We start from the raw sequence: 23,372 nt of genomic DNA on the forward strand, positions 1-23,372 counted from the left end.
GTCAGCCCGGCTCGGCCGCCGCCAGCGCCAGGTTCTCCGGCACGTCCCGGTCGTGATAGATCCGCTCGCTCGGCTCGATGCCGGCGAGGAACATCGCGTACACCGCCGCCATTCGCAGCCAGGCCACCGGCCGCAGCAGCGCCACCGCCCGTTCCGGCCGGCAGCCGGGCACGTCGGCCCGCCAGCGTGCGCACCAGTCGGCCACCAGGGCGGCGGCCGGCCCGGCGGGCAGCTGCTCGGTCAGCCGCAGGATGTCGAAGGCGGGGTGACCGACGAACGCGTCGCCCCAGTCGATGATGGTGTACCGCGACCCGTCGGCGCGGACGTTGCCGGGGTGCAGGTCACCGTGCACGAGGGTGTCGGGCAGCCCGCACCGGGCCACCTCGTCGAGCCGCCCCTGCAGCCCGGCGACGAGCGGGTCGGCGGCGGGGTGCGGGGCGAGCTTCGCGCGCAGCCACCGGGCCAGGGCGGCACCACGCAGGTCCGGCACGCCGGCGGCGACGAGTCCGTCGACGGTGGGCACCGTGCGCACCTGGAGGGCGTGATGGTCGACGGCGATCGCGGCGCGTTCGGCGGGGTCGGCGCCGTAGCGGTCCTCCCCCGGCACGTGGTCGAGCAGCATCCGCCCCTCGTCGTCGGCGGCGAGCAGCGTCGGGGTGGCCGGGTCGCCGGCGAGCAGCCGCAGCACCGCCGCCTCGTGCCGGAAGAACACCGGCACCTGTTTGAGCCAGGCGGTGCCGTGCGGCCCGTCGAGTCGCCATACCGCCGACAGGTTCCAGGTGCGCTCCTGGGCCGACACGGTCGCCGGCCGACCCAGCCGGTCGAGCTGCGCGGCGGCCCAGGCCAGGCTCGCCGCCGGCCCGCCCGGCTGCGCGTAGGGCGCGCGCAGCGGATGCGCCGCCGGCTGCACCGCCTCCGCCGGCAGCAGCGGTACGCGCACCGGGCCGGCCACCTCGGCCAGGTAACTGACGTGGCCCCCGGGTGGCCGCCCGCGCTGCCCGGCGAGCAGCCGCAGCACCGTCACCTCGACGCCGTACGCGGCGCGGGCCCCCGCGACGACCGCCGTCGTGTCATGCCACCAGGGCACCGGCACGTCGAAGTCGGGCAGTGCGCCGAGGAGGCGGCCGGCGGGGTCGACCAGGACGAGTCGGATGGTGCGGGACATGCCCCGGACGGTAGCGGCGGTCCACGCGACAGGCGAGCGGAATACCGCCGGTCCGTATGCCGCCGGTGGTCCGTCCGACGACCGGGATGCTGCGGTCAGCTTCCCGGTCGGGTGGCGAGGATGACGTCGAGGCCCCGGCGGAAGAGGTCGTCGTCGCTCCACTGTCGATCGTCGAGGTGCCCGGAGGCGGTGAGGGTGGGGTAGCTGGCGGCGTTCGCCACGAGGTGCCGGCGGGCCTCGGCACGTACCTCCGGGTCGCCGGTCTGGTGCCAGGTGGCTTCGGTCAGCGCGGCGCCGATCACGTAGTTGGCCACCAGTCGGGTGACGACGGCCAGGTCGAGGCCGGTGAAGCCGGCGCGGACCAGCGCCGACTGGAGGAACTCCGTGCGGGCGAGGACGTGCGGGCCGAGCATCGGCCGGCCGATCAGGCCGGGCGCCCAGGGGTGGCGGAGCATGGCCGCCCGCCACCCCGAGGTCAGCAGGTGTACGTCGTCCCGCCAGTCGGAGCCGGCTGCCGGCAGTGGCACCTCGCCGAAGATGTGGTCGACGGCCAGGTCGAGGACGTCCTCCTTCGTCGTGACGTGCCAGTAGAGGGCGGTCGGGGTGACCGTCAGGTGTTCCGCCAACCGGCGCATCGTCAGCCCGTCGATGCCGTGCCGGTCGAGCAGGGCGACGGCCGCCGTCACGATCCGTTCCCGGGTCAGCGGGGTGGCCCGGCGGTTGCGGGTCGGCTCCGCGCGCAGCCAGACCGCGCCGGCCCTGGCATCGGACCGGCCGCCGTGCCGCTCGGCGGAAGCCCCACTCAATTCAGTCGCGTCCACCCGCAGCAGCCTAGTACAGTGCTCAGTTGAGTTAACGCCGTTAAGTTAAATGTTCAGCGTTAGAGGAACTGCCTGAGCCGGACCCGCCGGACCCCTCGGCGGGCAGTGGCGATTCCAGGAAGGACGGTGGCACCCCGTGCCGCTGATGCGGATACAGCTGGACAGCGACCGGCAGACCGCCCGCCGGGTGGTGGAGCTGCACCGGACCGGGAAGGTCCATCGCGAATCCCGGGATGCCGCCCGCGCCGAGGTGTGGCGGCGCGGGCGCACCCCTGCCGGCGAACCGGTCTTCGTGGGCACCACCAACGGCGAACCCGTCCGGCTCATCTACGACGTCGAGGTCTACCGCGACGTGACGGCGTGAGGCGGGCCAGGCTGGTCAGCAGCAGCCGGTGCCCGTCGGCGGCGGGGCCACCGGACGGTCAGCGGACCGGGTCATGGGTGCCGCGCGGGACGCCCGGCCGGCAGCGGCGCAGCCGGTCCGCCGCCATCCGGCCGCCGACGGCCAGGCCGTGCCGTTCGACGGCGGTCAGGCCGTAGGCGCTGCACGTCGGGGTGTAGCGGCACTGGCCCGGCCAGCGGTGCGACAACCACCGCCGGTAACCGAGGATCGCCGCCCGGCCCGCCCGGTCGACCACCGGTGCCCGGCTCACCCGGGCCGTGGTCGCGCCGAGGGTGAGCAGCAGGGAGAACAGGCCGAAGTCGCAGCAGGGCAGGCCGTCGCAGCCGTCGCAACCGTCGCAGTCGGCATCGCACCAGTCGCGCTTCTTCTTGCGCTGCTTACGCTTGAAATGGATCACGCCGTACATGATGCGACGGCCGCGCCAGTCCCACTGTCGGGGCCGATGGGCCGAAGCAGCGGTAGCGACCCGGGCCTGACACCGCTAGCCCCGGTGGATCAGTGGTGGACGGTGCGGCGTACCCCGTCGTGGCCGGCGCAGGGCTTCGGCTGGCCGCCGGTCAGGCTGACCGCGCCGTCGCGGCACGACACCAGGTAACCCCGCCCGGCCCAGAACTGCGGCACGCAGTCGAACCAGTCGCAGACCCGGTGGTCGGGCTTACGCACCCGCTCGCCGCCGCAGTAGTCGTACCCCATCGGGTTCGCCGGTGCCCCGCAGCGTCGCTCCCGCACCACCGACGGGGACGGGGCCGGCGACGAGGGTCGGGTCCGCGCCGGGACGGGGCCGGGCGCGGCGGTGGCCGCCGCCGCCACCTCCGGGGAAGCCGGCGGGTCCGACTCGACCAGCACCGCCGGCACCACCAGGGTCAGCGCGGCGGCCACCGCGACGGTCCGCCGACCACCGGGGATCCGGGCGCTGATCCGGGCCTGCGCGGGAGTGGCGATCTCCGGCCGGAACGGCGTGGCCTCGGCATGGCTGGCGATCAGCTCGTCGAGCTGGGCGAGGACGGCGGGCCGCTGCTCGATGGCGTCGGCGAAGGCCAGGGTCAGCACGAACCGGAACTCGGTCGCCACACCCGCCGGCAGCAGCAGACCGGAGGTCTGCCGCCGGTCCAGGACCTGGACCAGGCTCACCGGGGCCGCCGGGTCGTGCAGCAACCCGGTCATCTTGCCGTACGCCCAGTCGCGCCGGCCGCGCCCGCCGACCAGGACCAACCGACGGTTGGTGACCACCGCGATGCCGGCGTCGGTGACCCGGACCCCGTCGGGCAACCGGTGGCGCAGCCGCCCCGGATCCGCCTCGACGACCAGGTCGGGGGCGGGCAGCACGGTGGTGTGCCGCAGCTCGACCAGCTGCACGCCGGGCGTCGTCCAGAGCACCGACTCACCGGGGCTCAACGCCAGCGGCAGGCCGCCCCCGGCCGCCGCGCTGCCCCGCAGGCCGACGGCGAGGGCCCGCAGCCGACGCAGTTCGTCGTCACGGCGACGCCAGGCCCGCTCGGCGGTGCGGAAGACCCGCCGCCGTCGTTCGTTCTGCTGGCGAGCCCAGGTGTAGCGCCAGGTGGAACCCGTCGAATCAGTCATCGCCACGCCGATCCCTCCGCCGTGCGAGCCACCAACCGGTGTTCACCCGGCTCAACGGCAGGAACAAGCCCGACGGACCCGGCATTGCCGATTTACCACCCGATCGGGGGATGGATTTCCCGCCGGGCGGCGCACCGCACGATGCCTCACCTTCCGGTCCGACGCCGTGCGGGGTGCTGCCGGCGTGGGTAACGTCAGCCGCAGCCGGGCCGCACCGCCCGCACCGCCGACGCCAAGGGGGACCCGTGACCGGCCCGGACCAGCGCCGCCGCGTGGTGCTCGGCGTCGACATCGGCACCACCAGCACCAAGACCGTCGGGTACGACACCGACGGCCACCAGCTCGCCAGCCACTCCGTCGGCTACCCCCTCGACGAGCCGCACCCCGGCTATGCCGAGCAGGACCCCCAGCTCATCTTCGACGCGGTGGTGGAGACCATCCGCACCGTCGTCACCGAGCTGGGCACCGGCATCGCCGGTCTGTCGTTCAGCACCGCCATGCACAGCCTGATCGGCCTCGACCCGGACGGCGTACCGCTCACCCCGTCGGTGACCTGGGCCGACTCCCGGGCCAGCGGTCAGGCCGAACGGCTGCGTGCCGCCCCCTGGGGGCTCGCCCTGCACCGGCGCACCGGCACCCCCGTGCACCCGATGGCCCCGCTGCCGAAACTCCTCTGGTACGCCGAGCAGGAGCCGACGCTGCACGCACGGGTCGCCCACTGGGTCGGCATCAAGGACTACGTGCTGCTGCGGCTGACCGACACGCTGGTCACCGACCACTCGGTCGCCTCGGCCACCGGCCTGATGGACATCCACCAACTCACCTGGGACGCGCAGGCGCTGCGGATCGCCCAGATCACCGAGGAGCAGCTCCCCCGGCTCGTCCCCACCACCACCGTGCTGCCGGGGCTGACCGCCCGCGCCGCCATCGCCACCGGCCTGCCCGCCGACACCCCGCTCGTGGTCGGCGCGGGTGACGGCCCGCTGGCCAACCTGGGTCTCGGCGCGGTACGCCCCGGCGTCGTCGCCTGCTCCATCGGCACCTCCGGGGCGATGCGGGTGGCCGTCGAACGTCCCGCCGTCGACCCGCTCGGCGGGGTGTTCTGCTATGCGCTCACCGAGGACCGGTGGGTCGTCGGCGGGGCGATCAACAACGGCGGGATCGTGCTCCAGTGGGCCGGCGACGCGCTCGCCCCCGAGTTAGGCGAGCACGGTGAGGAGGAACTGCTGGCGCTGGCCGCCACCGCCCCGGTCGGCTCCGGCGGGCTGATCATGCTGCCGTACCTGCTCAGCGAGCGGGCCCCGCACTGGAGCGCGCTGCCGCGCGGGGCGTACGTCGGGCTGACCCACGGGCACCGCCGCGAGCATCTCGTCCGGGCCGCGTTGGAGGGGGTGTGCCAGCAGCTCGCCCTGGTCCTGGCGTCGGTCCGGGCGGCCGGCAACGAGGTCCGCGAGGTGCGGGCCAGCGGCGGCTTCGCCCGCAGTCCACTGTGGCGGCAGATGCTCGCCGACGCGCTCGGCATGCCGGTGCGGTTCCCCGCCGGCCACGAGGGCTCCAGCTTCGGCGCGGCGCTGCTCGGCATGCAGGCGCTCGGCCTGATCGACTCCATCGACGTCGCCGCCGACCTGGTCCGCATCGACGAGACGGTACGCCCCGAGCCGGCCTCCGCCGCCACCTACGCCGCCCTGCTCCCCCTGCACTCCGAGCTGTACGACGCGCTGGTGCCCACCTTCGCGTCGCTGCGCCGGCTGGCCCCCAGCCTGCCGGCGGAGCCACCGCCCACCCCCGCACCCATGTGACCGTCCGCACCGCACCGGGTCGGACCCCGTCCGAAGGTCGTGATTACCGTGCTCACTCTCCTCGCCGCACCGGCGGAACCGGCCACCAGCGCCGGTGACGCCCAGCTCGTCGTGGCCGCCCTGCTGGGCATCGCCGCAGTGGTGCTGCTCATCGCCTGGGGCAAGGTGCACCCCTTCCTGGCGCTGATCCTCGGCGCGGCGGTGCTGGGCGTGGTCGCCACCATGGCCCCCGACACGATGATCGAGTCGTTCAGCGCCGGGGTCGGCTCCACCGTCGGCGGGGTGGGGCTGTTGATCGCGCTCGGTGCGATGATCGGTGGGCTGCTCGCCGAGTCCGGTGGGGCAGACGGCATCGTCAACCGGGTCGTCGGGCGGGTCTCCGGCACCGCCCTGCCCTGGGCCATGGCCGGGGTCGCCGCGCTGATCGGCCTGCCGCTGTTCTTCGAGGTCGGCGTGGTGCTGCTGGTGCCGATCGTGCTGCTGGTCTCGCTGCGGACCGACGTACCGCTGATGAAGATCGGCATTCCGGCGCTGGCCGGCCTGTCGGTGCTGCACGGCCTCGTCCCGCCGCACCCCGGCCCGCTGGTGGCGATCTCCTCCCTCAACGCCGACCTGGGGCTCACCCTCGGGCTGGGCCTGATCATCGCCATCCCCACCGTGATCGTCGCCGGCCCGGTGTTCGGCAACTTCATCGCCCGGTACGTGCCGGCCACCGCCCCGGCCGCGCTGCTGCCCACCCGGCAACCGGCCACCTCCGGCGGTGGCCGGCGCGGACCCGGCAGCCCCGACGCCCGCCCCGACCGGAAGTCGGCCGGCCGGGACGCCGGGCGGGGACCGGCCGGCGACGACGACCTGCTCACCGACGACGACCTGGTCAACCCGGGCACCGGCCGGCCGGGCGCCCCGGTCGACGACAGCGGCACCGAGACCGCCCGGCGTGCCCCGAGGTTCTGGCCGGCGGTGCTCACCGTGCTGCTGCCGGTGGTGCTGATGCTGCTGCGCGCCGTCGGCGAGCTGGCCCTGACCGAGGGGACCTTCGCCCGACAGGCCCTCGACATCGTCGGCACCCCGATCGTGGCGCTGCTGGCCGGGGTGATCGTCGCCATGTTCACCCTCGGCTACCAGGCAGGCTTCAGCCGCAGCCAGGTCTCCTCGGTGCTCGGCGGCTCGCTGCCGCCGATCGCCGGCATCCTGCTGATCGTCGCCGCCGGTGGCGGCTTCAAGCAGGTGCTGGTGGACGCCGGGGTGGGCGACCTGGTCGCCGACGCGGCCAAGGACGCCAACCTCTCCCCGCTGCTGCTGGGCTGGTTGGTCGCCGTCGGCATCCGGGTCGCCACCGGCTCCGCGACGGTCGCCACGATCACCGCCGCCGGCATCGTCGCCCCGCTGGCAGCCACCCTGGACCGACCGGAGGTGGCGCTGCTGGCGCTGGCCGTGGGCTGCGGGTCACTGTTCTTCTCGCACGTCAACGACGCCGGCTTCTGGCTGGTCAAGGAGTACTTCGGGCTGACCGTGGGGCAGACCATCAAGAGCTGGTCGGTGCTGGAGACGATCATCTCGGTGGTCGGCTTCGCCGGTGTCCTCCTGCTCGACCTGCTCCTGTGACACCCCGACCCGGCGACTATGCGGGTCAAACCCCGGCGACGATGCGGGTCAGGCGCCGGGGTCGTTGCGGGGCGGGTCAGGCGCCGGGGATGTTGCTGGGCGGGTCCTCGCCGATCAGGCCCGCCGCCGGCTTCTCCGCCGACACGGGCAGGCCGAAGTCCGCGTACGTCAGGTCGAGCGCCGAGGTCTTGCCCGGCTCGCTGGCCAGCTCGATCCGGTAGCGGACCAGCCGCCCCTGCGCGTCCACCGTCGCGGTGAACGGCACCGTGGCGGCCCGCTCGCCGAGCACCCCACCCACCCCGTCGCCGAGCACCTCGGTGCTGCGCCGCAGGTCCAGCGTGCCGGCGTAGGCCCGTTCGCCGGTGGCGCGTACCCCGGTGGCCGTGCCGAGGGTGCTGGCCAGCCGGGTGTTGTCCAGCCCGGTCCGCTTCGCGGCAGCGGCCTCGGCGGTGCCCAGGTGCCACCAGGTACGCCCGTCCCAGACCGGCACCCGCCGGTCCGGGGCGGTCACCTTCACGTAGACGTCGGTGCCGGTGGCGAGCCGTTCGATGACCACCTTGCCGTTCGCCACGGCCAGCGTCGTCGTCTCCAGTCCACGCCGGCCCTTTGGGTCCCAGACCAGGCTGGTGGTGTCCCCACCGCCCGCGCCGTCGCCCAGGGTCAGCCGGTAGGACTGCTGGTCGACCCGCTGCGCGGCGGTGGCCAGCACGGCGGCCGGCTCGGTCGGGGCCGGTCCGGTCGTGGCCGAGCCGGTGGTCGGTGCCGGTCCCGCGCCGCCGTCGTCCGAGGTGCAGCCGGCCGCTGTCACCAGCGCGACGAGGGCGGCCGTGGCGACGGCCAGCTTCGGGTGCTTCACGGCGGTCTCCCCGGGTGGCGCGCCCGCCGGCCGAGCCGATCGACGCTGGTGACAGAGCGGTCGCGCCAGCCTAGCCCGGCACCCGGCCGCCGACCGGCCACCCCCGACCGCACCGGTCCGGCCCGGGCGACGACGGGTCCGACCCGTGTACACCCGGACCCTCCGACCGGTCCGGCGACTGGACGCCGCAACCACCGCCGGGGCACCGGGGGTCACCGGAACCGGGTGTGCCCCGGCAGAAACGACAGACCGGGGGCCGGTCAGGGGGCCTCGACGGCGGAGATGCGGTAGCGGTGCACCTCCGCGCCACGGATCGTCGCGATCTGCTCCTGCTCCGGGCCGGACCCCCGGAACGCCAGCAGTTCGTCGTCGGACTCCCAACGTTCGTAGACGTTGATCCGGCCCGGCTCGACCAGGTCGGCGCCGATGGCGAAGTCGACGCAGCCGGGCGCCGAGCGGGCCTGCCGGACCACCTCCACGCAGGAGGCCAGGTAGGTGTCCCGCTCGGCGGGTTCGACGTAGAGACTTCCGGCGACGATGAACACGGACGACCTCCGGTGGGTGAGCGGGACGAACCCCCATCCTCGCCCACCGCAGGCGGCACCGTTCAGGCCCGGCTGATCGCGTTGGCGTGGATCGCCTCCGCCAGGTACTCCGTCAGCCCCGGTGCGATCGCCTCGTAGTAGGCGGTGAACCGGGGATCGGCCAGGTACATGTCGGCCAGCCCGGTGTGCACCTCGTACGAGCAGTCGTAGAACCATCCGACGATGAGCTGCCGGTGTTCCTCGGCCAGCGCCATCGCCTCCGCCGAGTCGGCAGGCGTCCCGCCGGTCAGCGCCGCCACGATCCGCCCGCCCCACTCCTCCTGCGCCGCCTTGAGGCGCAGCCAGTCCTCCTTCGAGTAGTTCGCCGCCCGCTGGGTCGACACCCGGTACGCCTCGGTGTCGCCCCAGCGCTCCCGCGCCTCCTCGGCGTGCTCCGCCGGGTCGACGTCACCGAAGACCTCGAACCGTTCCTCCGGGGTCAGTTTGAGTTCCATCCGTCTCGCCTCCATCGCGATCTCGATCGCCGCGACCATCTCCTGGAGTTTCCCGATCCGCCCGGTCAGCAGGTCGTGCTGCCGGCGCAGGTGCGCCGCCGGGTCGGCGGTCGGGTCGTCGAGGATCGCCGCGATCTCCTCCAGCGGAAACCCCAGCTCCCGGTAGAAGCGGACGTGCTGCAACCGCTCCAGGTCCGCGTCGTCGTAGCGGCGGTAGCCGGCCGGCGTCCGGCCGCTCGGCGAGAGCAACCCGATCTCGTCGTAATGATGCAGCGTCCGGACCGTCACCCGGGCCGCCTTCGCCACCTGACCCACCGTGTACGCCATGGTCTCCTCCTTTCCGACACCAAGGCTCCGGCCTGCCGCGACGTGAGGGTCAAGCCCGATTCTGCGCCGGTCCCCCGATCCCGTAAGCCCACACCGGGGCGGACCGAGAAGGGAATGGGCGGGGGCCGGGGCGGGTCAGCGTGGGGTGTGCAGGGCGGCCAACCGGCCCGGGCGGCCGTACCGGTAGCCCTGGCCGTGGACACAGCCGATCGCCGTGACCGCCGCGTGCTGCCCCTCGGTCTCCACCCCCTCGGCCACCACCTCCATGTCGAAGGCCCCGGCCAACCGGGTGACCATCTCGACCGTGGCGTACGCCCGCGCGTCGGTGTCCAGCCGGGCCACGAACGACCGGTCGATCTTGAGGTCGGTGGCGGGGATGCGGTGCAGGTAGCTCAACGACGAGTAACCGGTGCCGAAGTCGTCGATGGCGATCCGGATGCCCAACTCCCGGAGCTGGGCGAGCCGCTCCAGCACCGCCTCGCTGCCGTCGATCAGCGCCGACTCGGTCAGCTCCAGGGTGAGCGCGCGGGGCGCCAGGCCGGCGGTGGCGGTGGCCGCGGTGACGGTGGCGATCAGGTCGGGGCGGCGCAGGTGCGCGGCGGCGATGTTGACCGCCACGGTCGCCTCGGGCACCAGGGCCCGCCAGGTCGCGGCGGCCCGGCACGCCTCGTGGATCACCCACCTGTCGATCGGCACGATCAACCCGGTCTCCTCCGCCAGCGGCAGGAACGCCGCCGGGGCGAGCAGGCCGAGCCGGGGGTGCCGCCAGCGGACCAGCGCCTCCGCGCTGCGGACCACGCCGGTGGCCAGGTCGACGATCGGCTGGTACTCCAGGTGCAGTTGCCGCTCGTCGACGGCGCGTCGCAGGTCGGCGATCAGCTCGGCCCGGCTGACCGCCGACTCCCGCAGCGCGGGCGTGCAGGTACGGTACGCGGACTTCCCGGCGGCCTTCGCCGCGTACATGGCGATGTCGGCGTCGCGCAGCAGGTCGGTGTGGGAGGCGTGCTGCGGGCCGAACTCGGCGATGCCGATGCTGGCCGACGGGTGCACCCCGACGTCCTCCTCGCCGACGGACGGTTGCAGGGCGGCGAGGAGCCGTTCGGCGAGCCGTTCCGGGGCGACCGGGCGGTCACCGGCGACCAGCACGGCGAACTCGTCGCCACCGAGCCGGGCGATGGTTCCGTCGCCACCGACGGCCGCCCGCATCCGGACCGCGATGCTGGACAGCAGGGTGTCGCCGGTGGCGTGCCCGAACCGGTCGTTGACCTGCTTGAAGCCGTCCAGGTCGAGGAGCAGGACGGCCACCGGCGGCCCCTCGCGCAGGGCCTGGCGCAGCCGCCGGTTGAACATCAGCCGGTTGGGCAGGCCGGTGAGCTGGTCGGCGTAGGCGAGCCGACGCAGCCGGGCCACCAGCCGCAGGTTCTCGTTGGCCGCCAGCCCCTGCCGCAGGGCGAGCACCCCGAGCAGCGTCATCATGCCGACGAAGACCAGGGGCGGGGTCTGCCCGGTGGGTCGGCGGGCCAGCACCACCGCGATGATCGCCCCGCCGACCGGCAGGTAGGGCAGCGCCACCCGCCACCACGACGGGAGCGGGGACTCGCCGATCTCCTCGGCGCCGTCGCAGGTCGGCGGCGGTGGTCGGGTGGTGGCGATGCCGATCAGCAGGTAGCTCAGCGGCCAGCAGACGTCGATCGGGTGCCCCGGGGCGTAGGTGCCGTGCGCGACCAGCGAGACGTAGACGGCGTCCGCGCCGGCCCGGGTGACCAGGCTCGCCCCGATCAGGGTCAACGGCGGCCACACCGGGCGGGCCGAGCCGGCCACCGCCACCAGGATGGTCAACTGCATCAGGTCGATCATCGGGTAGAGCAGGCCGAGGGTCCGCAGGGGATCGTCGAGGTCGGCGGCGGCGATGTCGCGGAACACCACCACCCAGCCGATCGGGATCAGGGCCAGTCCGACGATCACCCCGTCCAGCACCGTGCGGGCCCGGCCGACCACACTGCGTGGTGCGGTCAGCGCGGCCAGCAATGCGGCCGTGCCGGTGACGATGCCGGCGGTGAAGATCGCCCCGATCAGCGGGGTGTGCGGCAACTCGTCGGCACGCAACCGGTCCACCGTCCACAGCAGCCGACCGGCGGCCGCCAGGCCCATGGTGAGGGCGAGCAGCGCCCAGAACCGGCGCAGCGGGGCGGGGTGCCGACGCATCGTCCGGGTGCAGGCGTAACTTGCCCAGCTCGCCAGTGCCGTGGCGGTCACGTCGCTGGCCAGGGCCGCCCCGGGCAGCGCGGCGAGCAGCCAGCCCAGCTCCAGCACGACGACCACCGCGGCGACGATCGCACCCACCCGCGGAAGGGCCAGCGGTCGGGTCGGCGTGCCGGAGACGGCGTCCTGGGGTAGCACGGTGATCGCTCCGGCTCTCTCTCCAACGCGCACCTCGACCGTGCGGACGGGCCACGGACGGCGAACCATCGAAGCCTAGCCAGCCGGGCGGGTAGCCGCCACACTCACCGGGTCGGTTATCCGACCACTGAGGACAGCCCGGACGAGGGGTCGGTGAGCGGTGGCCCGCCGTGCGTCCACGGTGTCTCGTCCGCCGTCGGAAACGCGCCGGCCGGCAGGAACGCCTCCGACAGGGTGGTCAGGCAGAGCCGCTCCCCCACCTGCGGCACGGTGCCCGGCAGCGCGGTCAGCCCCCGGCCCATCCCGCCCGACAACTCCAGCACCACCTCGGTCCGGCCGTCCGCCGCCGGGGTCACGAAGACCACCTTCGCCTTCTGCCCCGGCCGCGCCGTCGACCACAGGGTCGCCCCGACCGGCACCCGGACCGCTTCGGTGGTCACCACCTGGATCCTCGGCCGCAGCACCGGCCGTTTGCCGCTGTCGTCCACCCGCGCCGGATCGGCCAGCGTCACGTCACCGACGAACGCCTCCCCGGTCAGCCGGTGCTCGGCCATCACCAACGGGTCGTCGTAGGCGCGCTGCACGGCGTAGCTGGTCGCGGCACGTTCCAGCCGGTGCAGCCGGACCGCCGCCGCGACCGCGCCGTCGTGTCGGGGCTGCGGCCCACCGTCGGCGTCGAGATGCTCGGCATACGAGGTGAAGGCGTCCCGGTCGCCGGCCCACCGCCCGGCCACCCGGGCCCCCGGTGGCAGCGCGCCGAGCAACCCCAGGCCACGCCACATCAGCTCCCAGGTGGGCGCGAGCTGCCCGCGCAGCAACCCCACCAGCTCCGTGTACGCCTCGTCGCGCGCGGCCGGGTCGTCGTCGGCCGCCGCCCAGGCGGCCATCGCCGGGGCCAGCGCCGCGTTGTCGAACTCCGGGTCGGTGGCCGGCCCGGCCGGCGGGCACACCCCCGGGTCCTCCGCCCGGGCGGCGGCCGCCGCACCGGTCCAGCCGGCCGGGGGGTCGATCCAGCCGAGCAGCGCCGGCAGGTGCAGGTCCTCCACCGCGCTCTGCCCGGTCGCCCAGTGCAGGGTGAGCGCGTCGGTCATCGCCAGCAGCGTCGACGAGCCGGGCTGCTCGGCCCGTTCGGCGAAGAAGGTCAGCCAGCGGCCGAGCAGCGGCACCGCCGGATGCACCGGATAGTCGCCGTCCGGCCGGCGGAACCGGGTGGACCGGCCGAGCAGCCGCAGGAAGGTGATCCCGGCCGGGTTCGGCACCCACAGCTGCGGGGCGTCGGAGTAGCGATAGCGCACGTCGCGTCCCCGGTCCACGGCCACCGCCTCCGCCACGCCCCGGAAATCGTCCAGCCAGGGCAGCACGATCCCGGCCAGCTCGGTGACGAAACGGAACCGCTGGTCCCGGTTGCGGGGCTGCGGCACGATCAGCAACCGGGCGTCGTCGGGGGCGGTGCCGACCAACGCGGCGAGCGGGGCGTGCGCCTCACCGGCCATCCCCAGCGGCACCAGCACCAGTGGGCGCTGCGCCAGGTGCAGGTGCCGGACCGTGGCGACCGGCTGGGCCACCCCGGCGGCGACGGCCTGGGCCCGGGCCAGCGCGCGCAGCGTACTCATGCGGGGTGGCCGGCGAGGGCGTCGGCGCGCAACCGGGCGGCGGCCCGCAGCAGCGCGGCGGCCTCCTCCCGCTCCGGGTCGGCGGCCCGTTCGCCGGTCGCCAGGGCCAGCACCTCGGTCACCTCGGCGATCCCGCCGAGCGCCTCCCGCACCGGCCGACCCAGCGCGCCGGTCTGCCCGCGCGCCTCGTCCCGGCAGAAGTACGCCAGCTCGCAGCCGGCCAGGCAGTCCGGCGCGTAACGGGCCGGCACGGTACGCAGCGCGGCGGTCAGCGTCGCCGGATCGGCGGCCGGATCGGCGGTGAAGCCGGCCGGTACGGCGGTGAGCAGGTCGTCCAGCCGGGCCATCCGGTCCAGTTGGCGACGCAGCACCAGCAGTTGCTTACGCACGTCGATCAGGCTGGCCACCGGCTGGTTGGCGAAGTCACGTGGGCAGACCAGCACCACCTCGTGCGACACCGACTCCGGGTCCCGCCCCTCGGCGGCGAGCAGTTCCCGCAGCGCCAGCACGTAGACGGCCGACTGGACGGCGGCGGCGGACACCTTCGCCGGGTCGGCCTGGCCGTCGATCACCGGGAACGACTTGATCTCCACGACGTGGAACCGGCCACCGAGCCGGGCGGCGACCAGATCCGGCTCCAGGTGCACCCGCTGACCGGCGACGTCCAGGCCGAGCAGCGGATGGTCGAACAGCGCCGCGTCCGGCCCGGTGGCGGTCAACGCGGCCCGGGACCGTTCCCGCCGGTCCGGCAGGTCGTCCGCGCCACCCAGGTCCGTCCAGCTCGCCCGCTGCGGCACCGGTACGCCCAACCGCGTCGCGACCAGCCGCAGCAGCTCCGCCCCGCCGTCCGCCTTGACCTGCGCCTCGAACGCGTTGCCGCGGGTGATGGCGAACCGGGACTGGCCGAACCGGGCGGGGAAGCCGACCCGCTGCGCGAGCGCCGACTTGTCCACCCCGGCCCCGTCCAGCACGGCCCGCCGGGCGCAGCCGGGGTTGCCGGTGAGCGCGGCGATCGTCCGGGCGTTGTGGCGTTTCGGGGGCGCGTCGCCCCGGATCGCGGCCAGGCGTCGTGCGGTGCTCGTCACGACAGGCCACGATAGCGGCCCCGACCGACCCCGGCCGACAGCCGGCGGTGCGGGGTGGCGCGGGCGGGTCAGCGGCCGGCGGACCGGTTCCAGGGCGAACGGGGCGAACGGGCACCGGCGGCCGGCCGGTGGCGGCGGCGCGACGGGCGACGACCGGGGGTGCAGGGTGGGCGGGAGGCGGTGTGCACCGGCACGGTCGGCGGGCGGCCGACCAGCCAGCAGAGGAAGCGGGCCACGGTCAGCCGACCGGGAGGCGGCGGGCCTCGTCGGCGTCGACGGCGTACTCGACGCCGCAGAACGAGCACTGCTGCACGTATTTCGTCCGGATCGGGATCAGCGGGACGAAGAACAGGGTGAACTTCGTCGACCGGCGGCTGATCACCTGCGCGGCCTGGTTGCCGCAGTGCCGGCAGACGGCGGTCACCACCCCCGACCGGGTGACCTTGGTACGGAGTCCGAAGATGAAGAACATCGCCCGGCATTACCCCGCCCGACGCCCCGGGAACCACAGGCGGAAAAATCCTGCCCACCGCTGTCCGGAACCCGGCCTCCCGAACGTCACCCTGGTGACGACAACGACACCGAGGAGCGTCCCGATGAAGTACCTGATGCTGGTCTGCACCGACACCGCGCCGGACACCGACCCGGAGGCCGCCCCCGACATCGAGGCGTGGGTCGCCGAGCGCGACGGCAACGGGCAGCGTGTGCTGGGTAGCCGGCTGGCGGACGTGTCGGCGGCCACCACCGTCCGGGTACGCGACGGTGAGCTGCTGCTCACCGACGGGCCGTTCACCGAGACCAGGGAGGTGATCGTGGGCTTCGACCTGCTGGAGTGCTCCGATCTCGACGAGGCGGTGGAGGTGGCCCGTCGCCACCCGATGGCCTACGAGGGGCGGCTCGAACTGCGTCCCCTGGTCGACCTCTGAGGGCCACGGCCGTCGACCCGGGCGGACCGCCGGGCCCGCACCACGGGGGTGGGCCGGCGGGCCCGGTCGCCGGGGACCCGGTCGGCGCGGTCGCGGTGGCGGGCGCCGAGGCGTACCCGCGGATCGTGGCCGCGCTGATCCGGGTGACCGGGGACTGGACGCTCGCCGAGGACTGCGCCCAGGAGGCGCTGATGGCCGCCGTGCAGCGCTGGCCCCGCGACGGCGTGCCGGGCAATCCGGGCGGCTGGCTGATGACGGTGGCCCGGAACCGGGCGACGGACGTGCTGCGGCGGGCCTCCGTGGAACGCCGCAAACTACGCGAGCTGGCGGTGCTCACCGACCAGCACCCCACCCCGGACGATCCGGAGGACGTGGTGGACGACCGGCTGCGGCTCGTGTTCACCTGCTGCCATCCGGCGCTGACGCTGGAGGCCAGGGTGGCGCTGACGCTGCGTACCGTGGCCGGGGTGCCGACCGCCGACATCGCGCGGGCCTTCCTGGTCGGCGAGTCCACCATGACCCGGCGGATCACCCGGGCCAAGGCCAGGATCGCCGCCGCCGGCGTCCCCTACCGGGTGCCGACCGGGTCCGCGCTGGCCGAGCGGCTGCCGGGCGTCCTGGCCGTGCTCTACCTGCTCTTCACCCGGGGGTACGACGCGGACGGCGAGCCCGCCTTCGCCGACGAGGCGGTCCGGTTGGCGCGGCTGCTCGACGAGCTGATGCCGGCCGAGCCGGAGGTCGCCGCCCTGTGCGCACTGCTGCTCTTCCAGCACTCCCGCCGGGCGGCCCGCCGCGACGCCGCCGGTGACCTGCTCACCCTCGCCGAGCAGGACCGCTCCCGCTGGGACCACGCCGCCATCGCCGAGGCCCTGACCGCCCTGGCCCACGCCGAGCGCCGGTCGGCACCGGCCCCCGCCGACAGACCGTCGACCACGGCCCGGGCCGACAGACCGTCGACCACGGCCCGCGCCGACCGGCCCGGCCCGTATCTGCTCCAGGCCCGGATCGCCGCCTGCCATGCCACCGCGCCGGACGCCGGCCGTACCGACTGGACAGCCATCGCCCACTGCTACGACGAACTGTCGCGACTGCGGCCCACCCCGGTGATCGGGCTGAACCGTGCGGTGGCCCACGGCTACGCGTACGGACCGACGGCCGGGCTGGCCCTGCTCGCCGAGGCCCGCGCCGGCGGAGCGTTGGACGGCTACCCACCGGCGCTGGCGGCGGAGGCGGAGCTGACCGCCCGCCGTGGTGACCCGTTCGGGGCGGCCCTCCTGTTCCGGGGCGCCGCCGACCTGGTCGGCTCGGACGCCGAACGCCGGGCCCTGCTCCGCCGTGCGGACGACCTGACTCCGTCACCCTGACCCGGCACTGCCCCGCCGACCCGCTGCCCGCTGACCCGCTGCCCGCTGACCTGCGCTGCCCGCCGACCGGGAAGCGGGGCGGGGCCGGGGGTCAGCTCGCGGTCAGCCGGGCCACGACCTGGCGGACGGTGTCCATCGGGATGGCGAAGCCGAGGCCGACGCTGCCCTCGTCCTCTCCGGTGGTGGCGATCGCGACGTTGATGCCCACCACCCGCCCGGCGGTGTCGACCAGCGCTCCGCCGGAGTTGCCGTGGTTGATCGCCGCATCGGTCTGCACCAGCCCGGACAGGTCGTCCACCGACCGGTGGAGGGCCGACACGATTCCGGAGGTGACCGTCCCGACCAGCCCGAGCGGGCTGCCGAACGCCAGGACGGTGTCCCCGACGGTCAGGGTCGAGTCGCTGCCCAGCGTCGCCGGGGTGAGCCCGGTCAAGCCGGTCGCCCGCAGCAGCGCGATGTCCGCCCTGGCGTCCTGCGCGACCACGGTCGCCGGGGCGGTACGGCCGTCGGCGAGGGCCACGTCGACCTGGCCGCCGGAGTCCACCACGTGCTGGTTGGTGAGGACGAGTCCGTCGGTGTCGAGAATGACGCCGGATCCGAGGCTGGACTCCCGGGCCCCGGTCACCTCGACGGTGACGATGCTGGGCGACACGACGGCGACCACCGTGGCGAGGGAGTCGATGGTGGCGGTGGAGACCGGGGCGGCGGCCGTCGTAGCGGTGACGGACGAACCCTGGCCGGCGAACCGGTCCACGACCAGCGCGCCGGTGCCGCCGCCCGCGAGCATCAGCACCACCGCCGCGCCACCGGCCAGCAGCCCCCGCCGCCACCGCGACGGCGACGACGGCGCTGGCGACGACGGCGAGACCGGCGGCGACGGCGGCGACGGCGAGACCGGCGGCGACGGCGGCGAGGTCGGCGACGGCGCTGCCGAGGGCGGTGGCGGTGAGGACGACGGCGGCTCGGAGACCGGGACAGCCGGTGGGACCGGGTTGGTGGGCGCCGGGCGCAGCATGGTGTCGGACATCAGGTCACCACCCCTCGACGAGGGTCGACCGGTCGAACCGAGGATGGTCGGGCCGGTGGTGGTCGGGCTGGTCGCGGTCGGAGCGGTGACGGTGGTTGTCGGGGTGCGACATGGGGCCTCCTCGGTGCGGCGATGAAGCCACCGTGCCGCGCCGGGCTGAGGCCCCCTTGTGGCGTACCTGTGCGTCCGCCGTGCGTGGCGCGCGGTGACCCGGGTGCCCCGTGACCCGCCCGGGTCACCAACCTCTGTCCGGCGTCCTTTCGAGCTGATGACGTCAGCGATTCAGCCGGCACCACCGGCGCGAACACCGACAGGAGCGGGGCTGGAACGACCCGGTCCGGGACAACACTGCCCGGGACCCACGGGTCGCACACAGCCAGGACCCCGCAGGATGCGCACAGCCAAGAGCCGGTGGTGTGCCCGTCTACCCCTGCCACCCGTGAATCGTCAACGTCATCAGCTCTACAGGGGTCACCTGCATGGTGCTGCTGCCGGGCGACTCCGGCCCAGGGCGACTCCGGCCCAGGGCGACTCCGGCCCAGGACAGGCCACCACCCGCACCCCGACCTTGAGAACCGGCCCCGGGACAGGTGCCGGGGGTGGTTCAGATGCCGGGAGCGCCGGTGCGGATCTCCTCGGCCACCCAGATCGGCTGCCAGTCGGCCATCTCGTGGAAGCGGCGCAGCTCGGACAGGCCGGCCACCGACCCGCTCCACGCCGCGTACGGCGGGTTGCCCTCGTCGAAGCCGCTCTGCACGAAGGTGAGCTTCGTCCTTCCGTCGGAATCGGCCAGCTCCCAGGTGGTGACACCGACGGGGCCCCAGTCCACCGACATCTTCCGGCCGGGCTCCAGGTCGATCACCTTCGCCGCGTACCCGGTGTCGAAGCCGCCCATGGCGTACCGGCCGCCGACCCAGGGCTCGATGCCGATCGGGTAGCCGAACCAGGCGCTGGCCTGCGCCGAGTCGGTCAACGAGGTCCAGACCCGGTCGACCGGCGCGGCGATGGTCAGCTCACCGCTCAGCTCGGCGGAGGTGAAGTCGGTCCTCGGCAGCAGCGGACGACCCTCCAGGTGCGCGGCGAGATTGGCGATCGACAGCGACCACCAGGTCTGCAGGACACCACGGATGCTGCTGCCGTCCATCGCCTCGGCGAAGTCGAAGTGGCTCTGGCTGAGGGTCAGCAGGGCGCTGCCCGGCCCCTGCGCGGTCAGGCGCAGTTCGCTGGTCGTCTCGACCCCGTCGAGCAGCCAGTCGAAGCGCAGCGTGTACGGGTCGGCGTGCCGCAGCCGTTGGTGGGGCGCGTAGCCCTCGGGCGTGTGCCGACCCCAGAACTCGTACCGGCTGGGCAGCTCGACCTCGGCGTGCTCGGTCAGCCAGACGCGCAGCTCGGCCGGGTCGGTGAGCGCCCGCCACACGGCCTGCACCGGCGCGGCGAGGCGGGCGCCCAGGGTGAGTGGTTCAGTCATGGTCTTCCCCCTTGGGGTAGCAGGCCACGGCGAGTTTGAAGGCGTCCCCCTCGACGCCGCCGTAGCGGGTGAACAGGTCCTGCAACGTCGACTGCAGGTCGTGCAGAAACTCCTGCCGGCGCTCGGCCGGCACCCGGATCTCGCCGGACACCCCGATCGAGGGCAGCTCCGGCGCGCTCCGGTCGAGCGCGGCGACGTCCGCCTGGACCTCCTCCATCAGGTCGAGCAGGTGGCCCAGGCTCAGCTCGTCGGACACCCGGCGGACGCCGCCGATCCGACCGACCAGCCGGGGCGAGAGCCAGTACGACCGGGCGACGGCCTGCCAGATGCCCTCGCTGATGCCGCGCACCCTGCGGCTGGCCACCTGCTCGACCAGGCCGGCCGCCGCGAGCTGCTTGACGTGGTAGTAGACCCGCTGCGGGGTCTGCTCCAGCCGGGCCGCCACCTCGGTGCAGGTGCGCGGCTCGGCCAACTGCCGCAGCACGTCCACGCGCTGCGGCTTGAGCAGGGTCTCGGCCTGCTCGATCTGCTCCAGGTACAGGACGTCTCTCATCGCAAAAACAATCCTGTACGTAAAAATCTTCCTTGTCAATGGGATCGACAAAAGCCGCGCCGAGATGGCGCGGCTTCGTCGGGGCGGCCGGACGGCGGATCAGGGCGTCCAGTTCGGGCGCAGCGGGTAGCCGTTCACGCCGTGCGGGGCGTTGCGGGTCGCCAGCACCTGGTGCAGTTGGATGCCGTTGCGCTCGAAGGCCAGCCGCGACCCCGCCATGTAGAGGCCCCAGACCCGGGCGGTGCCCAGGCCCACCTCGGCGACGCAGGAATCCCAGTTCGCCACGAGGTTGCGGCACCAGGCGGCCAGGGTCAGCGCGTAGTGCTGCCGCAGGTTCTCCTCGTGGTGCACCTCGAAGCCGGCGTCGTGCACCTCGCCGACCAGGCGGCCCGGCCCGGCCAGCTCGCCGTCGGGGAAGACGTACCGGTCGATGAACGCGCCGGAGCGGTGCGGAGCCCGGTTGTCGGCCCGGGTGATGCAGTGGTTGAGCAACCGGCCACCGGGTCGCAGCCGGTCCCGCAGCGCCCGGAAGTAGGCCGGATAGTTGCGCACCCCGATGTGTTCGGTCAGCCCGATCGAGGAGATCGCGTCGAACTGCTCCCGGGGCGCGTCGCGGTAGTCGAGGTGGCGCACCTCCGCCAGGCCGGTCAGCCCCTCCTGCGCGATGGCCTCCTGCGCCCACTGGGCCTGCGCCCGGGACAGGGTCACCCCGATCGCCTTGACGCCGTACTCGCGGGCGGCGTGCCGGACCATGCCGCCCCAGCCGCAGCCCACGTCGAGCAGGCGCATCCCCGGCTGGAGTGCCAGCTTGCCGGCGACCAGTTCGTACTTGGCCGCCTGGGCCTGCTCCAGGGTGTCGGTCGGGCTGCGGTACACCGCGCAGGTGTACGTCATCGAGTCGCCGAGCACCTTCTCGTAGAAGGCGTTCGACACGTCGTAGTGGTGTGAGATGGCGGTGCTGTCACGGCCCCGGGAGTGCCGCAGCCCACCCATCACCCGCCGCCAGCGGGGCAGTGCCTCCTGGGGCGGCGCCGGTGGGGGCCGCAGCCGCTCCCAGCCGAGGCCACGCACCAGGGCCAGCCCCTCGGCCACCGAGGGCACCCGCAGCCGCAGATCCAGGAGCACCCGCAGGGCGTCGTACGGGTCGCCGGGGTGCACCCCGCCCAGCCCGAGGTCGCCGCTGACGTAGGCCCGCGCCATGCCCAGGTCGCCGGGGGCGGTGAGCAGGTAGGACAGGCCCCGCTCGGAGCGGATGTCGAGGGTGATCCCGGCGTCGGTCGGGCCGATCGCGCTGCCGTCGTAGCCGGTGACGCGGACGGGCAGGTCATGGGTGGTGACCGCGCGGACGACGTCGGCGACGGTCGGGCCGGGCCGACTTCCCGCCGGCGGGCTGGCCGGGGCGCTCGCCGCCCCCTGTTCTCGGTCGGTCAGGCTCATTTTCGGGCAACCGCCTTCTCGTAGAGTCCGGTGAGCCGATGGTCCGGGTCGTAGCGGTCCTTCACCACACGCCAGGTCTCCCCGCCGTAGAGCTGGTCGAAGGCCGCCCGGTCGTAGTACGCGTCGGAATAGAGCGACTTGTGTCCACCGAATTCCGACACCGCCCGCTCGATGGAGCGGTTCACGTCGCCGTCGGCGGCACCGTCCACGACCTCGACGGTGCCCCAGAAGCCGATGTTGAGGTAGGTCACGCCGGGGCGCAGCGGGTAGAGCGGCCACGCCCGGGCCGAACCGGGACCGGCGGGCTCGCGCAGCCGCAACGGGCACAGCCACACCGGGGTCATCCCGACGTTCCGGTCGAACCAGCGCAGGAAGTCGGCCGTGCCGTCGAGCGGGATCTCGACGTCCTGCACGACCCGTTCCCGGGCCGGCCGGCCCCGCCACCGGTCCACCCGGGCGGCCACCTGGTGCCGGTGTTCCAGCCGGACCAGCCGGTGGTAGACGTCGCTGCGCCGCCAGCGGGCCGGCCAGAGCCGACGCACCACCGGATGCTGCGCGCCGAACGCGGCCGAGCACCAGAACCAGTCGGTGTCCCACCGCCACAGGTAGTCGTAGGTGCCCAGCGTGTCCCGCACCCGGCGACGCAGCGACCGGTAGTAGATGTCCTGGTCGGTGTAGTCGCTGAGCCGTTCGGGCTCGTCGGTGAAGGAGCCGAGCACCAGGTAGGACTCGCCGGGGCTGAACATCACGCCGTCCATCGCGTCGACCGGCCGCCCCTCCCACTCCCCCTTGGCGGTCACCTCGGCGACCGCGTCGGTCAGCTCCTCCAGCCGGGTGAACCGGATGTTGCGCAGGGCCACCGCCCGCCCCACCGGCTGGAGTTCGATGCGCAGCCGGGTGGCGTACCCCAGGCTGCCCAGCGAGTTGGGGAACGCGGCGAACAGGTCGGACTGCGGGCCGTCCGGCCGGGCGGTGACGACCTCGCCGGCACCGGTGAGGACGTCCAGCTCGACGACCGACTCGTGTGGGAGCCCGTTGCGGAACGACGTGGACTCGATGCCCAGCCCGGTCACCGCGCCGCCCAGGGTGATCGTGCGCAACTGGGGCACGACCAGCGGCATCAGCCCGTGCGGGAGGGTCGCGTCGACCAGGTCCTCGTAGGTGCACATGCCCTGCACCTCGGCGGTGCGGGTGACCGGGTCGACCGACAGCACGCCGTCCAGCCCGCTGACGTCGAGGCCGGGCACGCCGGTGGCCGACCGGGGCCGGAACAGGTTGGAGGTGCGTTTGGCCAGTCGAACGGGTTGCCCCGCAGGCACGGCGGCGTACGACCGCCGCAACGCGTCCACCGCCAGTTCATGATCACGCTGCGCGCGCATGAGATCACTTTACGCGCGAAGCGCCGTTCCGGGGGGACCCCAACGCTGGCCGTTTCGGATCAGCCGAGCCCTCCGGGAGGCGGGTGCGGGGCGGGGCCCGGCGGCCGGCACACGGGCACCGGTCGGAACCGCCGGCAGCGAGGGGTGCGGGAGCATCGACCGGGGTGGGGCGTAGCGTGGTGGCATGCCGAAAGCCGTGTGGAACGACCAGGTCGTGGCCGAGAGCGACGACACCGTCCTGGTGGAGGGCAACCACTACTTCCCCCGCAGCACCCTGCGCGACGACCTGATCACCGAGTCGACGACCCAGACGGTCTGCCCGTGGAAGGGCACCGCCTCCTACTACTCCCTCACCGACGGTGACCGGACCAGCCCCGACGCGGTCTGGTACTACCCCGACCCGAAGCCCGAGGCGGAGCAGATCCGCGACCGGGTGGCGTTCTGGAAGGACGTCCGGGTCGTCGACTGATCCCTCTCGGGAGCGGGCCGACTGGCCGTCGGCCCGCCCGGTGGGTCACCATGCC

The 23,372-nt window shown here is 74.1% G+C and carries 22 protein-coding genes; 6 read left to right on the forward strand and 16 right to left on the reverse strand.

Annotated elements, in window-relative coordinates; translation table 11 throughout:
• Position 1 precedes the first annotated feature (1 nt).
• Positions 2–1,165, reverse strand: a complete 1,164-nt coding sequence (locus tag AB0C22_RS11695) for a phosphotransferase (protein WP_219467560.1) — start codon at positions 1,163–1,165, stop codon at positions 2–4.
• 95 nt (positions 1,166–1,260) lie between these two features.
• Positions 1,261–1,986 (reverse strand): TetR/AcrR family transcriptional regulator C-terminal domain-containing protein, encoded by a 726-nt coding sequence (locus AB0C22_RS11700; RefSeq protein ID WP_219467557.1) that lies wholly within the window; start codon positions 1,984–1,986, stop codon positions 1,261–1,263.
• A gap of 145 nt (positions 1,987–2,131) precedes the next feature.
• On the opposite strand from AB0C22_RS11700, the gene AB0C22_RS11705 reads away from it, so the two are divergent.
• Positions 2,132–2,350 carry a hypothetical protein gene (locus AB0C22_RS11705; protein WP_255597905.1) on the forward strand — a complete coding sequence of 73 codons (219 nt, stop codon included), beginning with the start codon at positions 2,132–2,134 and terminating at the stop codon, positions 2,348–2,350.
• Between the two features lie 58 nt (positions 2,351–2,408).
• Here AB0C22_RS11705 and yidD read toward each other — a convergent pair whose 3' ends face one another.
• Together yidD and AB0C22_RS11715 are read right to left on the reverse strand one after the other, a co-directional pair.
• A complete protein-coding gene (gene yidD / locus AB0C22_RS11710) occupies positions 2,409–2,795 on the reverse strand; it encodes a membrane protein insertion efficiency factor YidD (protein ID WP_219467551.1) in 387 nt (128 codons plus the stop codon).
• A gap of 89 nt (positions 2,796–2,884) precedes the next feature.
• Positions 2,885–3,976, reverse strand: a complete 1,092-nt coding sequence (locus AB0C22_RS11715) for a hypothetical protein (protein WP_357534799.1) — start codon at positions 3,974–3,976, stop codon at positions 2,885–2,887.
• Positions 3,977–4,215: 239 nt separating this feature from the next.
• Here AB0C22_RS11715 and AB0C22_RS11720 point away from each other — a divergent pair, with 239 nt between their 5' ends.
• Both AB0C22_RS11720 and AB0C22_RS11725 read left to right on the forward strand, forming a co-directional pair.
• Positions 4,216–5,769 (forward strand): gluconokinase, encoded by a 1,554-nt coding sequence (locus AB0C22_RS11720; RefSeq protein ID WP_308291029.1) that lies wholly within the window; start codon positions 4,216–4,218, stop codon positions 5,767–5,769.
• 48 nt (positions 5,770–5,817) lie between these two features.
• On the forward strand, positions 5,818–7,374 hold the full coding sequence (locus AB0C22_RS11725) for an SLC13 family permease (protein ID WP_219467539.1): 1,557 nt from the start codon (positions 5,818–5,820) through the stop codon (positions 7,372–7,374).
• A gap of 76 nt (positions 7,375–7,450) precedes the next feature.
• Here the strand turns inward: AB0C22_RS11725 and AB0C22_RS11730 are convergent, their stop codons facing one another.
• From AB0C22_RS11730 to AB0C22_RS11760, 7 genes are all read right to left on the reverse strand, one after another.
• Positions 7,451–8,230, reverse strand: coding sequence for a hypothetical protein (locus tag AB0C22_RS11730; RefSeq protein WP_219467536.1), 780 nt, complete (start codon positions 8,228–8,230; stop codon positions 7,451–7,453).
• A 260-nt stretch (positions 8,231–8,490) separates the two neighbouring features.
• Positions 8,491–8,775 (reverse strand): antibiotic biosynthesis monooxygenase family protein, encoded by a 285-nt coding sequence (locus AB0C22_RS11735; RefSeq protein ID WP_219467533.1) that lies wholly within the window; start codon positions 8,773–8,775, stop codon positions 8,491–8,493.
• 62 nt (positions 8,776–8,837) lie between these two features.
• Entirely contained in the window at positions 8,838–9,596 is a 759-nt protein-coding gene (locus tag AB0C22_RS11740; RefSeq protein ID WP_219467530.1) for a MerR family transcriptional regulator, read from the reverse strand.
• A 135-nt stretch (positions 9,597–9,731) separates the two neighbouring features.
• Positions 9,732–11,996 (reverse strand): EAL domain-containing protein, encoded by a 2,265-nt coding sequence (locus AB0C22_RS11745; protein ID WP_308291028.1) that lies wholly within the window; start codon positions 11,994–11,996, stop codon positions 9,732–9,734.
• Positions 11,997–12,112: 116 nt separating this feature from the next.
• On the reverse strand, positions 12,113–13,609 hold the full coding sequence (locus AB0C22_RS11750; protein ID WP_357534802.1) for a hypothetical protein: 1,497 nt from the start codon (positions 13,607–13,609) through the stop codon (positions 12,113–12,115).
• Complete coding sequence (locus AB0C22_RS11755; protein WP_219467525.1) at positions 13,606–14,694, reverse strand: hypothetical protein; 1,089 nt, start codon at positions 14,692–14,694, stop codon at positions 13,606–13,608. Before AB0C22_RS11755 ends, AB0C22_RS11750 begins: the two co-directional genes overlap by 4 nt.
• 238 nt (positions 14,695–14,932) lie before the next feature.
• Positions 14,933–15,166: a zinc-ribbon domain-containing protein gene (locus AB0C22_RS11760; protein WP_219467522.1), complete on the reverse strand. Its 234-nt coding sequence runs from the start codon at positions 15,164–15,166 to the stop codon at positions 14,933–14,935.
• Between the two features lie 124 nt (positions 15,167–15,290).
• On the opposite strand from AB0C22_RS11760, the gene AB0C22_RS11765 reads away from it, so the two are divergent.
• Together AB0C22_RS11765 and AB0C22_RS11770 are read left to right on the forward strand one after the other, a co-directional pair.
• Positions 15,291–15,620: a YciI family protein gene (locus AB0C22_RS11765; RefSeq protein WP_219467520.1), complete on the forward strand. Its 330-nt coding sequence runs from the start codon at positions 15,291–15,293 to the stop codon at positions 15,618–15,620.
• Between the two features lie 95 nt (positions 15,621–15,715).
• Positions 15,716–16,984 carry a sigma-70 family RNA polymerase sigma factor gene (locus AB0C22_RS11770; protein ID WP_308291027.1) on the forward strand — a complete coding sequence of 423 codons (1,269 nt, stop codon included), beginning with the start codon at positions 15,716–15,718 and terminating at the stop codon, positions 16,982–16,984.
• Between the two features lie 91 nt (positions 16,985–17,075).
• Here AB0C22_RS11770 and AB0C22_RS11775 read toward each other — a convergent pair whose 3' ends face one another.
• The 5 genes from AB0C22_RS11775 to AB0C22_RS11795 all read right to left on the reverse strand — a co-directional run bounded on the left by AB0C22_RS11775 (position 17,076) and on the right by AB0C22_RS11795 (position 22,848).
• Complete coding sequence (locus tag AB0C22_RS11775) at positions 17,076–18,011, reverse strand: trypsin-like peptidase domain-containing protein (RefSeq protein ID WP_357534806.1); 936 nt, start codon at positions 18,009–18,011, stop codon at positions 17,076–17,078.
• Positions 18,012–18,615: 604 nt separating this feature from the next.
• Positions 18,616–19,479: an SRPBCC family protein gene (locus AB0C22_RS11780; RefSeq protein ID WP_219467516.1), complete on the reverse strand. Its 864-nt coding sequence runs from the start codon at positions 19,477–19,479 to the stop codon at positions 18,616–18,618.
• Positions 19,472–20,032 carry a helix-turn-helix domain-containing protein gene (locus AB0C22_RS11785; protein ID WP_219467513.1) on the reverse strand — a complete coding sequence of 187 codons (561 nt, stop codon included), beginning with the start codon at positions 20,030–20,032 and terminating at the stop codon, positions 19,472–19,474. Before AB0C22_RS11785 ends, AB0C22_RS11780 begins: the two co-directional genes overlap by 8 nt.
• Positions 20,033–20,131: 99 nt before the next feature.
• Positions 20,132–21,469 (reverse strand): cyclopropane-fatty-acyl-phospholipid synthase family protein, encoded by a 1,338-nt coding sequence (locus tag AB0C22_RS11790; RefSeq protein WP_357534808.1) that lies wholly within the window; start codon positions 21,467–21,469, stop codon positions 20,132–20,134.
• Positions 21,466–22,848 (reverse strand): FAD-binding oxidoreductase, encoded by a 1,383-nt coding sequence (locus AB0C22_RS11795; RefSeq protein WP_219467511.1) that lies wholly within the window; start codon positions 22,846–22,848, stop codon positions 21,466–21,468. Before AB0C22_RS11795 ends, AB0C22_RS11790 begins: the two co-directional genes overlap by 4 nt.
• Positions 22,849–23,032: 184 nt before the next feature.
• Here AB0C22_RS11795 and AB0C22_RS11800 point away from each other — a divergent pair, with 184 nt between their 5' ends.
• Positions 23,033–23,317: a DUF427 domain-containing protein gene (locus tag AB0C22_RS11800; protein WP_219467507.1), complete on the forward strand. Its 285-nt coding sequence runs from the start codon at positions 23,033–23,035 to the stop codon at positions 23,315–23,317.
• Positions 23,318–23,372: the final 55 nt, after the last annotated feature.

This window comes from Micromonospora sp. NPDC048894 (genome assembly GCF_040649765.1).
Classification (GTDB): Bacteria; Actinomycetota; Actinomycetes; order Mycobacteriales; family Micromonosporaceae; genus Micromonospora; species Micromonospora antibiotica.